The following is a 12,791-nucleotide window of genomic DNA, read 5'->3' on the forward strand; positions in this document are numbered from 1 at the left end:
ATGCGCTGTCTGCTGTTGTTGGCTGTCGTGTTGCTGCTGCTGGCCCCTGCTGCCGTCATGGGGCAGATGATGGGGCCGGAGATGGGCATGATGGGCATGGGAATGCCCGCCTCCCCCATTGACATCGACCCGATCTGGTCGCCGGACGGGAAGTGGATTGCTTTCACCCGCACGACGGCCACCCAGGGCACCGCCGGCCCGGTTGAGGCGGGCTTGATCTCCGCCGAGGGCGGCGAAGTCAAGCTCACGAAGAACCTCAAGCCGCTGTGTTGGACCCCGGACAGTGCCGGCATCATCTGCGGCCTGTCTGCACCCGCGGGCCAGACCAGCCCATACAGCGGCTTCTGGAAGATGGATGCCGCCAGGCCGAACCGGATAACGCTGATCATCAGGGCCGTCGATCCCCAGTTCGCCGCATACTCCCCCGACGGGAAGAAGCTCTTGCTTGTCGATCTCGTGGGCAAGGACCGCCACGAAATCCTCGTCGGCAATGCTGACGCGACTCCGGCCGTCTTTTACTCCACGCGCGGCTCGGACAAGATCATCAACGCCGGCTGGACCGACGGCAGCAATGCGGTCTGGATGGTGCTGGAAGTTCCTGCCAAGGATGCCCTGGAGCCCGGCGCGCAGATCCCCAAGGAGGCGCTGAAGGCCACCCAGATGATGGGCATGGGCATGATGGGGCCGGAAATGGGCATGATGCCCGGCGGAATGCCCGGCATGATGGGCCCCGAGATGGGCATGGGCATGATGATGGGAGCCCCGGCCGCGACCAGTAAGCGGATCCTTTGCGTCATGCCCCTGGACCGCTCCAGTCTGAAAAAGATCGGCGATGACGTTGAGAACGCCTCCTGGAACCCGAAGCAGCCACTGCTGGTGCTGCACAGGAAGGTCACAACCAAGGCTCCGGGCGGTGGCGGCATGCCCGGCGGTATGCCTGGAATGATGCCCGGGGGAATGCCGGGCATGATGGGACCCGAGATGGGCATGATGGGCATGGGTCCTGCGACTACCACGGAGGAGTTCATGGCCTTCCGAAAGCCCGATGAGCCCGAGACCGCCGAAAAGCGCATTGGCAACTTCAACATGGGCGGGATGGTCTGGTCGACCGATGGCAAGATGGTGGCCGGCGCCAGCGCGACGGAGAAACGGGTTTTCGCCATCAAGGCCCCGGGCGGTCTGGTGTACGAGATCAGTCAGGACCTCGACGACAACATCAAAACCCCGGGCCATACTGCGGTCGCCTGGTCGCCGGATGGCAAGAAAGCTGTCTTCCCGGCGATGACCCAGCGTTCCGAGAACAATGAGCAGTTCGTCATCCGCGGCCTGGTTGTCCGTGACATGGAAAGCGCGGAGGCTAAGCAGCTCACGGAGCACAAGACCAAGGCCATGATGGGTGGCATGATGGGGATGCCCGGCATGATGGGAATGCCCCCGATGTAACCCAGCCGCAGATCTGTCGGGAAAAGGCCGCCGAAGGTTGCGCACTTCCGGCGGCCTTTTTGCGTGAACAGGTCTTGCCCTACGCCACGTCGAAACAGGTGCTCGGGCGCCCAAGTGGATGCCCCAGGGCAAATCCCTGACCCTCCGTAACCCAGTCGCAACAGACCCGCGAGGTGCCGCCATGCTGTCGGACATCAAGGTGAAGGATCTTGAGGTACATTACACCCCCTGCACCGCAAGGACACCCCTGAAGTTCGGCGCAGTAGTCGTGGAGCAGCTCGACTTCTGCAAGGTCAAGGCCACGGTAGAGAACCAGCGGGGGAATGTAGCGGAAGGTTGGGGGGGCATCTTCATCATGGACTTCTGGGGTTGGCCCGACCCGGCCCTGTCGCACTGCGACAAGGAAGCCGCGATGAAAGACGTGGTGCAGGGCTTTTGTGACTTGATGTTGGCGCAGACTGAGCCGGATCACCCCATCGCGCTATTCGAGAATGTGGAGAGAGATCTTCGGGCACTGAACATCGACGTGTGCGCGCGGCGCAATCTCACGCCGCCGCAACCATTCCTGAGCGCGCTGGTCTGCGCTTCGGCCGTGGATGCGGCAGTGCACGATGCCTTCGGTATCGTCAACGGGATCGACGTATATGAGGGCTACGGCGCGGGGTTCATGTCTGACGACCTGTCACGCTGGCTGGGGCCATCGTTCCGCGGCAAGTACCCGGGTGACTACGTGCGCGACCGCTACCTGCCGAAGGTCCCCGTGTTCCATCTCTGCGGAGGCCTGGACAAACTCAGCCGCGACGAGTTGGACGATTCAGACCCGGCAGATGGCTATCCCAACTGCCTTGCAGATTGGATCGCCCGCGAGGGCATGTACTGCCTCAAGGTGAAGTTGCGCGGCAACGACCTGGACTGGGACATCGACCGCATGCTGCGCGTGTACGAGATCGGCCGTGAAGAACTGGGCAAGCTGGGCATGACCACCATGCACCTGACGGCAGACACTAATGAGCAGTGTCAGAGCCCGGATTACATCATCGAGATGCTCCACGCGATACGGGCGAAGTCCCCGGACTGCTACGACCGCATCCTGTATATCGAACAGCCAACCGGTCGCGACCTGAAGGCGCTGGGGCACGATATGCGGCCGCTATCGGCACTGAAGCCGGTCATCGTGGACGAGAGCCTCACCGATCTGGAGAGCTTTGATCTTGCCCTGGAGCAGGGCTGGTCAGGGATCGCGCTGAAGAGTTGCAAATGCCAGAGTTCGGACGCGCTTTTCTGGTCCAAGGCCTCCGAGCTGGGCATCCCCTTCAGCGTACAGGATCTGACCAACCCGTCGCTGTCGCTCATGCACTCAGTGGGACTGGGTGCACGGTTGCGCACGATCATGGGCGTGGAGGCCAACAGTCGGCAGTTCTTCCCAGATTCTACTCAACCGGCCGAGAAAGCGGTCCATGGAGGGATCTTCAGTCTCGTGGGGGGTGAGGCGGACACGTCCAGCCTCCAGGGGCCGGGCCTGGGATACCAGATGGAGCGCATGGTGGCGCAGGGCTGGACGCCGTGACTGCCCGGGGCGCGGAATCTGGGTCCTGCGGTGAGCTGTGCGGATGGACGCAAGCCGCGCCGATATTGGCGGCATCCGCCGTTGATGTCGGGGTCGCGCTGAGTTTGGGCATGTACTATATCTGCACCTACTTCGGCGGAGCCGTGGTTCCATTGCCCACAGCGGTTGCGCTAGGCGGCGCTCTGCAGTACTATCTGGTGGTCGGATAGATCCAGGACACCCGGGTGCAGGCGCGGCTCCGGGTGGGCGCGTATGAAGTCACCGGGGTTCTCTGGCGAACCGGGGTCTCGACCGTCGGACCACTAAGCCGGGCCGAGACTGGCTATCTGAGTGTCGCGAGGGCCACGTGGGTGTGGGGTCTCGTGCGGTGTCTGCCCGGCTCTTGCGTGGCCTGTCATCTCGGAGCGGGGAGGGCAGTCCCGGCTGGGGAGACCTCGTCGCGGCCTGTCTTCGCCGGGAGTTCAGTCTGGTGCCGGGCTGGCTTGTGCCCTTGTATCTGCCGGCGGCACTTCTGGCGATGCTCGGGAAGTCGCGCGCTCTGGCGCCTCTGGCTGGTGCGGAGCGTCTCCTTGTTCTCGCGGTCTCGGCAGTCGCGACGCTTGTGGGCGTCGTAGCCATCGATGAACTGGCGACCGTCACCGGAGTGCCGGCGTCATGTCTTGCAGTGAAGTAGAACTGCCGCGGGATTGACTCTGGCCTTCAGTCATGCTATCTGTTTTCCGAGGTTATTTCGCGTCGAGGGGGGGCTGGGCTCCGTAGAACAGCACCAGAAACGGGACGCTCCTGGACGCAGCCGCCGCACAAAGCAGCAAGGGAGGTTCTCGCGTGGCCGATGCCGCAGCCAACGGGAAGACCCGTTTCGCCGGAGCGCTTGTCGTTGATGACGAGGGTGGCCTGCAAATGCTTGTCAAGGCGATCCTCGAACATGGTGCCTATCTTGTGGACGTCGCGAAAGACGGACTGGAAGCCTGTGAGCGGGTCCAGGCAACCAGGTACGATGCCATCATCTGCGATATTTTCATGCCGAACATGGACGGGCTGACGTTCTATCGAAAGCTGCGGGACATTGACTGCGAACAGGCGGCGCGAGTGATCTTCGTCACCGGAGCGGACCTGGAAGACGACATTGTTCGAGCCGTCAGAGAATGCGGGCGCCCCGTACTGCGCAAGCCCTTCGAGATTGATGAGTTCTCCCGAACCGTAGACAGTGTGGCCTGTGGAGAGCTCTAGAGACGCCCGCATTTCACCCGAACGCGACCATCTGCACCCGCATCGAATCAGCCCGGAGCCGCAAGGCGGGTGTGCCCCGGAACTTCCCGTTTCCCCTATTCGTCATAATAAGGAAAATGTGTACAAGCGTGACTTATCCATTACGTTGACTGCTGTTGTGAAGGTCGGCATCTGATGAACCGTCTTTTGCAGACGATGACGATAGTCGCCATTTTGGGGTACCTGTGGGCAATTGCTCCACAGGCGTATGCTGCCGGGAAGCCCCCGTGGAGCGCCAAGTACGAACGCGAGGTAGGGGAGAAAGCAGCGAAGGAGATTCTGCAAGACTACGCCCCCGTTGACGACAAGGAGACTGTCGCAAAGCTCCAGCAGATGGTGGACATCTTGGCCGCGAACACCGAGCGACCGGACGTCAAGTACACGGTCTACTATGTAAGAGAGAAGAAGCCCGGACCGGAGCCCGAGGTCAACGCCTTCAGTCTCCCGGGCGGGATCGTGTTCGTGCTGGAAGGCCTCGTGAAGTCGGTGCAGTCGGACCATGAACTTGCCGGGGTTCTCGCTCACGAGATCGTTCACAATGTCCACTATGACGGTCTCTTCCAGGCGCAGCGCGCCAAGAAAATCTTCCAGGGCGAACTTGCCGCAGTTCTCGCGAGCATTCTCATCGGGGGGGCGGACAGCGAGCTTTGGCCGGCGGTCATGCAGGCGGGTCTCTACTACCGTGCCGGCGTGCTGGGAGGCTACTCCGTCGAGATGGAGAAACTCGCGGATCAGGGCGCGGTGGAGGCGCTGATCAACAGCCCGTGGGACCCTGTGGGCCTTCTCACCTTTATGGAGCGTCTCGCAGCAGAGGAACGCCGCCGAGGCGCGCCGGACATGGGCGTCTTCAAGACCCACCCGTTGAGCGGGGACCGCGTGAAGTACCTGATCAGCCAGCTTGAGCGCCACGGGATCATGATCAACCGCCGCAAGACGGCGAACTGGGAGAAGCCCGAGATCAAGGACGGGGCGGTAAGCGAAAAGCCCGCGAAACTCCTCACCTGGCGCACCGAACAGGTCTTTGCATTCGAGGCATCGCAATCCGAGCGCGCGGACCAGGCCCTCGCGAAGCTCACGGAGGCGCTGGCCGACGGTGCTCCCGCCGCTGCGTTCAATGCTACTAAAGTCGGTGACGGGTTCATCGTGAAAGCACGCGGTGAACCGGTGTTCGAGATCACGCAGGGCGACGCGGCGTTCACCGGCAAGTCGATTGAGGTACTTGCGAAGGAGTCTCTGAAGGCCATCCGCCAGGCCATGGCCCGAGAGAGCTTTGATCGGCTGTACTGAACCTTGTCGTCTCCGGGGGACTGAAGCCCCTTGTCGTCGGTCATCATCACGATTCTCTGCGCGCTTGCCGGGCTTTGCCTCTCCGGCGTGTGCATGGCGCGGGTGCTCGCGGCCCGGTCCCAGTGGGAATCGGGCCGTTCTTGTGCGCCGGCGGTTGCGAGGTGGTCGTGGGCAGGTCTGGTGACCTGCCTGGCCGTCTCCAGCCTTTTGATGGTCATCGTGGCCCTGTTCCATCTCTTCTCGCGCGGAATGGAGGGGGCGATTGAGAGCAGCCTGTCTTCGCGCATGTCTGTGTACATCGGCCTATCGGCCTACGCGCTGACCTGGCTGCGGGAACGGCTGAGAATCAGCTGGCCGGACTTCCGCAGACGTGGCCCGCTCCTGCTTCCCCCGGCGTCGTGTGAGGACCCGGACGAGCACGAGGACCACTGACCGCACCAATCCACAGTGACGTCTCCTATCCAGCCATGTTTTTTCACTGCGATCTCCACGTTCACATCGGCCGCAGCGGCTCGGGAAGACCCGTGAAGATCACGGCTGCTCGGGATCTGACCTTCGCAAACATCGCCATCGAATGCGCTCAACGTAAAGGCATCGAGGTTGTCGGTATCGTGGACTGCGCTTCGCCGCCGGTCCTGGAGGATATTCGGGCTCTCCTGGACTCCGGGGAGATGACGGCCATCGCCGGCGGTGGCCTGCGCTTCCGAGACCAGGTGACGATCATCCCAGGCGCTGAGTTTGAGACACGCGAGCCCGGTGGCGGCATGTCTCACCACGTGAGCTACTTCCCTGATCTGCTGCGCCTGGAAGCGTTTTCGGCGACAATGGGCGCCCATGTGACCAATCTGGAGCTGTCCAGCCAGACGTGCAAGCTGCCGGCAAAGGACCTGCTGCGGATGTGCCGCGACTGCGACGGTGTCCTCGTGCCCGCCCACTGTTTCACACCCCACAAGAGCGTGTATGGCGCGGCGTCAACCCGAGCAGAGGAGATATTCGGGGAGGACTGGGGTGACGTTCCCGCTATCGAGCTAGGCCTCAGTGCTGACAGCTATCTCGCCGACAGAATCGGGGAGCTTTCGGACCGCACGTTTCTCAGCAACTCTGACGCACACTCGCTACCCAAGATCGGGCGCGAGTACAATATCATTGAGATGCAGGAAGCGACTTTCCAGGAGTTTGTGATGGCCCTGCGGCGCGAGGGCGGGCGTCAGGTGATCGCCAACTTCGGCCTGGATCCCAGGCTGGGCAAGTACCACAGGTCGTGCTGCGAAGACTGCAAGTGGATCGCGCGCGGCGAGCCACCCGTGCGGCGGTGTGAGCAGTGCGGCAGTATGAATGTGACTTGCGGGGTGCTGGACCGGATCGTGGAGATTGCGGATTACCCGGAGCCCAGGCCGCCTGAACACCGGGGCCACTACCAATACCAGGTGCCGCTGCAGTTTGTGCCCGGCATCGGCGCGGTGGCTCTGAACCAACTGATCAACCGTTTCGGGAGCGAGATGGCGGTGCTGCACCGCGCGAGTGAACAGGAACTGGCAGCTGTAGTCGGCGCGCGCAAGGCCGAGCTGATTGCCCGGGCGCGCGGGGGAACGCTTCACCTTGAAGCGGGGGGAGGGGGCAAGTACGGCAAAGCCGTGGCTCACAATCCGGGAGCGCTGAAGCTGCCGGGCATGTGACGGGGCGGATGGGAGACAGGCTGGAGTGTTGCGAGGGCAGGAACTTCAGCCGAACCGCATGTCTAACTGAATCGTCTACTACCAGATGTCGTAAGCAGATAGTCGGAAAGGCAGGTGCCAAGGATGGGTAAGCTGCGTACGGGGTACGCCGCGGTCGTGATAGCGCTGTGCATTACGGCTTTCGTGGCCGGCGTTGCCTGGGCTGCGATCTCCACAGAAATGGCCGAGAAGGTGCTGAGGGCCAAGATCGATGAGAAGTGGATCACCAAGAACCTGAAGATCACGGTCAAACCCTACAGTAGCTCTGCACGCACACAGAAGGGGCAGTTCGCTTATCTGGCGATGAGCGCGGACTGGGCCGAGGAAAAGGAAGATAAGGTCAAGCTTGTGGACTTCTCAATGTCCGCGCGGGATGTCCAGATTGACGTGAACGAACTGGTCAAGCGCAAGAAGCTGCGGGTCGTCAACTCCGGCAGCACATCGGCCCACGTGAAGCTCATGGAGGCAGACGTAAACCGGCTGCTTGCCCTGAAGAAGTCATCCATCCAAAACCTCAAGGCGGATTTCGGCGACGGGGAAGTGACCTTCACCGGCAAGTACAAGGTGAACATCAAGCTCACCGGCACGGTGGAGATCAAGAACAACTATGAGCTGCACTTCAAACCGACACAAGCCAGCATCGGCATTCTCGGGGTGCCCATTGGCATCGTCAACAAGTTCCTGGGCAGCTTGAACCCGGTGCTGGACATGCGCAAGATGCCGCTGCAGCCGAAACTGAAGACCATCAAGATCACACCGACCTATATCGAGGTCATCGGCTGAGATGAGCGCGCTTCAGCGCACGAGCCAGTCGCCTGATGTCCTTCCTTAGCTCCAGGAGTTGCCCGCTTGTTCGGCGGCTGGAATAGCGCAGTCTGTAGAAGTTCTGGGTGAGGCGTTCGAGTTCGGCCATCAGGTCCGGGCTCGAACGCCATTTCGTACCCTGGGTCACCGAAGCGATCAATTCCAGCGGCGTGAGCGGCCGCCAGTGACGGATGTGTCCCCTGCGAGCGATCCCCCGCAGGAGCCCCTCATATTCGAAAGCCAGCAGCGCCAAAGGATTTCGACGTCGTCGCCAACGCCCCATTGCGGAGGCGAGATAGGTGCGCGGGTCCACCAAGGCCGTCGCCGCCAGATAGATACAGGCCGCGACCACCAGGCCGCCGAGGAGCACCCGCAGGAACCGTCGAGCCGCGAGCCGCCACTGTCCCATCTCCAGCAGCGAGGCCCAGCTAGAGGTCTCCAGCGTGCGTTCAGCTACAAGGTCGAAAGGAACCCACCCGAGCTCTCCGAAGTACACCTCCACCCAGGCGTGAGCATCGCTGCCACGCACGATGATGGCCTGATCCTGTGCACTCCACTCGCCGCGGTTGAACCCGGTAGCCACGCGAGCCGGGATCCCGGCAAGCCGACACATGAGAGCCATAGCGCTGGAGAACAGGTCACAGGCTCCTCGGCGGCTGGACTTGACGAAATACACCACCCGGTCCCTGCCCACGGGCGTGAAGGGCACATCGAGTGTATACAGGCAGCGTTTCTCGAGATAATCCTGGATCGCTCGGGCTTTGTCGAAGTCATTGGTGAGGCCGCGGGTGATGGACTTCACCAGCGGGCTGAGCTCGGTAGCGACCTCGGCACTGTTCTGCTCAATGTAGCGCTGTCGGAACTCCCTGGGGTAGCGTTCCCTTCTTGCGGCGCGCAGCTGGTCCGGGGTGAAGTCGGGGATGCGCGACCAGACGGTGTAGGTCTGCCCCACGTTCATGACCGACGTGGTCTGGATCGATCCGGTGGAGTCTGTGGCTACGCCGCCGCGGCGTGCCGGCGAGACAGGACCCATCGGTGGGCCGAACTTGAGTCTTTCAGGGAAGGATGCACCGAAGAGGCCGACGGTGGATGAACCGACGACCTCGAACACCTGCTTGAACTCCCGGCCTTTCAGAGGCGCCAGGGTCCACGTAGGCGGGGGAATCGGAGGCGCGGCCGGGGTTGGCGGCATCATGGGTGGGCCGCCTGAACCGGGGCCGAAAGGTCCGACGCCGGGGCTCGGTCCGGGTGCGCCCGGAGCCTGATGTGGACCGCCGGCCATGGGCGGCGGCCCGGGCATCGGCGCCATTGGTATCGGGCCGCCGGGTTCGGGTGCGGGCCCGCTCTGTCCGGTGGCTTGGTCGACGATGGGTTCAGAAACCCCCGCCGGGCCCCGCGGCTTCACCAGCGTACGTAGAAGGAATGTGTCATCTTCAGTCTTGACGACCCTCAGCTGAGATCGGTCGCTGCGTTCCCAACCTTCTCCGTCGTAGAAATCGTAGACGCGGCCCCGCCACAGATGCAATTCATCAGCCTTGACCTTCAGCACCGGCTCCTGCGACAGGCGGATTGGCCCGGCGCCGATCTCGAACCCGTCCCGGAACAGGAAGTATCCCTGCACGTGCGCGCCGGCGTAGTTCCAGATCCGTTGCTGGAGGCCGAACCCGGTGTACATGCGGGGGGTAGCGTAGTAGAGTGCATTGCCCACGAGCAGGCCGCCCAGCGCCGCGAGGACGAACACCAGCGCGGCGCCGGACACGTGGGCCCGCGCCCAGTGGCGCCAGTCTAGTCGCCGTCCGGCCGTCTCCGCTGCGCGCAGAAAATGGTCGTAGCCCCAGCAGTAGACCGACGCTGACATGAACACCATGAAGGACACAAGAAGCTCGGGGTTGAGATTCCGGGTGGCCATGAGGCCGAAAACGGCGAGACCCGGAACAAACACGAAAACCAGATTCTCGCGCTGGTTTTGCATGAAGCAGAAGCCCACCAGGAACCACGCGCAGAGCGCGGCAAGGCTCACCTCGTCGTCGCCGAGCACCTCCATCGGGTAGATGAGGGGCATGAACGGCATCGCCTGATCGAAGCGCAGGCCATAGGTGGCGAAGGCCACGAGCATGACGACCGCGCCGAGTGCGGCGAAGCTTCGGCCGATGCGCACCCCCAGGTAGCTGCAGATCATGGCGAGGGTCAGCAGGAGATGAAGCACCAGCTCGTAGGCAGGCTCATTGGTGGTGATGCTGATGGCTCCTGCCGCTGCGTGAGCCGCGACGAAAGCCGCGAGCAGGAGGGGCAGCAGGTACGCTGCCCGCTCACGCGCGGAGCCAAGAGCCGGTGCCGCACCGGTCGTCTGCTGCGGGAAGTTCTCAGCCGCCACGACCGGCCCTCCTCCAGAGGCTGGTTTCCAGGGGCAGGTCGCCCGTGATCCGGTAGACCCGGAAGCCGTGGGCTGCCAGACCGGCCAGCGTTCTTTCATACTCGGCCGGGTCAGCCTTGCTTCCCGGGAAGGTGTGGGCCGCAATAGCGAACCACGAAACGGGGTGCCCCAGCGCCCGCAGTCTCGCCGCGCAGGCGATCGCCTCGGGGCCGACCGAGGGAGAGATCACCGCCACGACAGATCCCGGCGGCAGCTGGTCCTCATGTGTGGAGACCACGTCGGCGAAAGAGTGCTCCCCGTCGGGGACGATCCTCGCCAGGGACTCGAGCAACAGCACCTGCTGCCGGGGATTGCCTGATACGATAACGCTGTGGTCTACCTTGCCCTGAGCGATGAGACCCACGTTTGAGCCTCTGCCCAGCGCCTCGTTCGCAAGGGAGGCCGCAAGGGTCGCGGCATACTCCACGGTGGCGATGTCCCCGGTCCCTGCGTGACTCGCGGCGGACAGGTCCACCGCGATCACACATTCATTGGCCTCGATCTGCTCCGTCTGCACCACAGTCAGCTTGTCGCGCTTGGCCGAGGATTTCCAGTTGATATGTCGCAGGTCGTCACCGGGGAGGTAGTCACGCAGGCTGAAGAACTCAAGGCTGGGGCCGATGACCCGGCGGGAGGCCTTGTGGGGGGTGCGTCCCGACAGGGCGCGCGGCCAGAGATTTGGGATGGGTATCGCACGGGGGTAGACGAGGACCTCAGCGGCACGCTCTCCCCTTCGCGTGAAGCGGTATAGACCCAGGTAGTCTGAAGCTTCGAGCACTGGCGGCCCGACCTTGAAAACCCCGCGTCGCCGTGCGAACAGGCTATAGGACATTCGCCGGTCGGACTCCGCCGGCAGGTCAGCCACCAACACCTGTCCGCCTTCGGGACTCTCGAGCCCGTCGGGAAGTTGGTCTCGCACGACCACGAAAAACTGGCGAAGCCGCCCCTCATTGCGGACCGTCAGGTGCACACTGCCGCGTTCACCGGCGGTCATTACCGAACGCCCGTAGCGCTCCACGCGGATCTCCGCCAGCTTTCGCCGTCCGAGGGCATAAGAAACAGGACCAAGCAGCCCCAGTGCCGCGAACATGATGAACATCTGGTTCACGTGCAGCACAAAGGCCACGATGAACAGGAAAAGCGGGCCCCACAGGAGCGCCTGGCGTTTGCCGATGAGCAAGCTACCTCACGCCCTCGCTGATAGGCACGGTTACGGAATCGAGGATCTCCAGCACGATGCGCTCGGAAGTCACGCCCTGGATGCGACGGTCAGGCTTGACTACCACGCGATGTGCCAACGCCGGCACAGCAACGCGCTTCACATCGTCCGGGATGATGTAGCTGCGCCCGGAGATTGCCGCGAGCGCCTGGGACAGGCGGACCAGCGCGATCGAACCGCGGGGGCTGGCGCCAAGCTCGACATCAGGATGGGTGCGGGTCTCGCCAACAATCTTGACCGCGTAATGTTTGAGAGAATCGTCCACCTCGATTTCGCGGACCGCTTCCTGAACGGCGGCAACGTCCTGCGTGGAGAGTACGGGGCTGAGACGCTCGATCGGGTGCACCAGCATCTGGCGCGAGAGCACGTCCACCTCTTCGTCATGACTCGGGTAGCCTATGCTGACCCGAGACATGAAGCGGTCAAGCTGGGCTTCGGGCAGGGAGAAAGTGCCCTCGTATTCAATGGGATTCTCGGTGGCGATGACAAAGAACGGCCGGGGCAGGTGGCGCGTCTGGCCGTCCGCGGTGACCTGGAACTCCTCCATCGCCTCGAGCAGCGCCGACTGTGACTTGGGCGTAGCGCGGTTGATCTCGTCGGCGAGAACAACGTTGGCGAAAATCGGGCCGTGCACGAATTCGAAGGCGCGCTCGTCCTGATTGTAGATCGAGACGCCGGTGATGTCCGCGGGGAGCAGGTCCGGAGTGAACTGGATGCGTTTGAACTGGCCACCGATAGACCCCGCCAGAGCCCGGGCAAGCATGGTCTTGCCCACGCCGGGGATATCCTCGATGAGCATATGGCCGCCGGACAGCAGCGTGGCCACGGATAGCTCAACGGCGCTACGCTTGCCGACGATCACCGTCTCTACATTCTCGATGAGGCGTTGCGTCAGCAGATTGAGTTCGTGATCGCTCATGGGATTGCCCTTCGGTGAATTGGGGTCTTGACCAGAAAGAACACCGATCCGGGACGGAAGGTTCGCAGCGGGGTGAAACAGGCCGGGGGGCGCAGGCGCGACACCTGCCACCCTGGCGGTAACGTCCCTCCCCCTGCAGGCGCGGCACACCGGTC

11 protein-coding genes are annotated in these 12,791 nt (G+C 63.0%); 8 read left to right on the top strand and 3 right to left on the bottom strand.

Annotation, left to right across the window (positions count from 1 at the left end; all coding sequences use genetic code 11):
* From HPY44_03150 to HPY44_03185, 8 genes are all read left to right on the top strand, one after another.
* Entirely contained in the window at positions 1–1,443 is a 1,443-nt protein-coding gene (locus HPY44_03150) for a PD40 domain-containing protein (GenBank protein NSW54987.1), read from the top strand.
* 181 nt (positions 1,444–1,624) lie between these two features.
* Positions 1,625–3,010, top strand: a complete 1,386-nt coding sequence (locus HPY44_03155; protein ID NSW54988.1) for a mandelate racemase/muconate lactonizing enzyme family protein — start codon at positions 1,625–1,627, stop codon at positions 3,008–3,010.
* Between the two features lie 469 nt (positions 3,011–3,479).
* The gene (locus HPY44_03160) at positions 3,480–3,683 is read left to right on the top strand and encodes a hypothetical protein (protein NSW54989.1); all 204 of its coding nucleotides are present in this window, start codon (positions 3,480–3,482) and stop codon (positions 3,681–3,683) included.
* A gap of 152 nt (positions 3,684–3,835) precedes the next feature.
* Positions 3,836–4,240 (top strand): response regulator, encoded by a 405-nt coding sequence (locus tag HPY44_03165; GenBank protein NSW54990.1) that lies wholly within the window; start codon positions 3,836–3,838, stop codon positions 4,238–4,240.
* 174 nt (positions 4,241–4,414) lie between these two features.
* Positions 4,415–5,566, top strand: a complete 1,152-nt coding sequence (locus HPY44_03170; protein NSW54991.1) for a M48 family metalloprotease — start codon at positions 4,415–4,417, stop codon at positions 5,564–5,566.
* A 30-nt stretch (positions 5,567–5,596) separates the two neighbouring features.
* Positions 5,597–5,998 carry a hypothetical protein gene (locus HPY44_03175; protein NSW54992.1) on the top strand — a complete coding sequence of 134 codons (402 nt, stop codon included), beginning with the start codon at positions 5,597–5,599 and terminating at the stop codon, positions 5,996–5,998.
* A 35-nt stretch (positions 5,999–6,033) separates the two neighbouring features.
* Positions 6,034–7,242, top strand: coding sequence for a TIGR00375 family protein (locus HPY44_03180; protein ID NSW54993.1), 1,209 nt, complete (start codon positions 6,034–6,036; stop codon positions 7,240–7,242).
* Between the two features lie 123 nt (positions 7,243–7,365).
* The gene (locus HPY44_03185; GenBank protein NSW54994.1) at positions 7,366–8,064 is read left to right on the top strand and encodes a DUF2993 domain-containing protein; all 699 of its coding nucleotides are present in this window, start codon (positions 7,366–7,368) and stop codon (positions 8,062–8,064) included.
* Here the strand turns inward: HPY44_03185 and HPY44_03190 are convergent.
* Genes HPY44_03190 through HPY44_03200 form a run of 3 tightly spaced genes read right to left on the bottom strand, consistent with a single transcriptional unit; the run spans position 8,054 to position 12,636 of the window.
* Positions 8,054–10,459: a transglutaminase domain-containing protein gene (locus HPY44_03190; GenBank protein ID NSW54995.1), complete on the bottom strand. Its 2,406-nt coding sequence runs from the start codon at positions 10,457–10,459 to the stop codon at positions 8,054–8,056. The two genes, HPY44_03185 and HPY44_03190, sit on opposite strands and share 11 nt — an antisense overlap.
* Positions 10,449–11,678 (bottom strand): DUF58 domain-containing protein, encoded by a 1,230-nt coding sequence (locus HPY44_03195; protein ID NSW54996.1) that lies wholly within the window; start codon positions 11,676–11,678, stop codon positions 10,449–10,451. Before HPY44_03195 ends, HPY44_03190 begins: the two co-directional genes overlap by 11 nt.
* A 1-nt stretch (position 11,679) precedes the next feature.
* Positions 11,680–12,636: a MoxR family ATPase gene (locus tag HPY44_03200; protein NSW54997.1), complete on the bottom strand. Its 957-nt coding sequence runs from the start codon at positions 12,634–12,636 to the stop codon at positions 11,680–11,682.
* Positions 12,637–12,791 lie beyond the last annotated feature (155 nt).

Source organism: Armatimonadota bacterium, from assembly GCA_013314775.1.
Taxonomy (GTDB): Bacteria; Armatimonadota; Zipacnadia; order Zipacnadales; family JABUFB01; genus JABUFB01.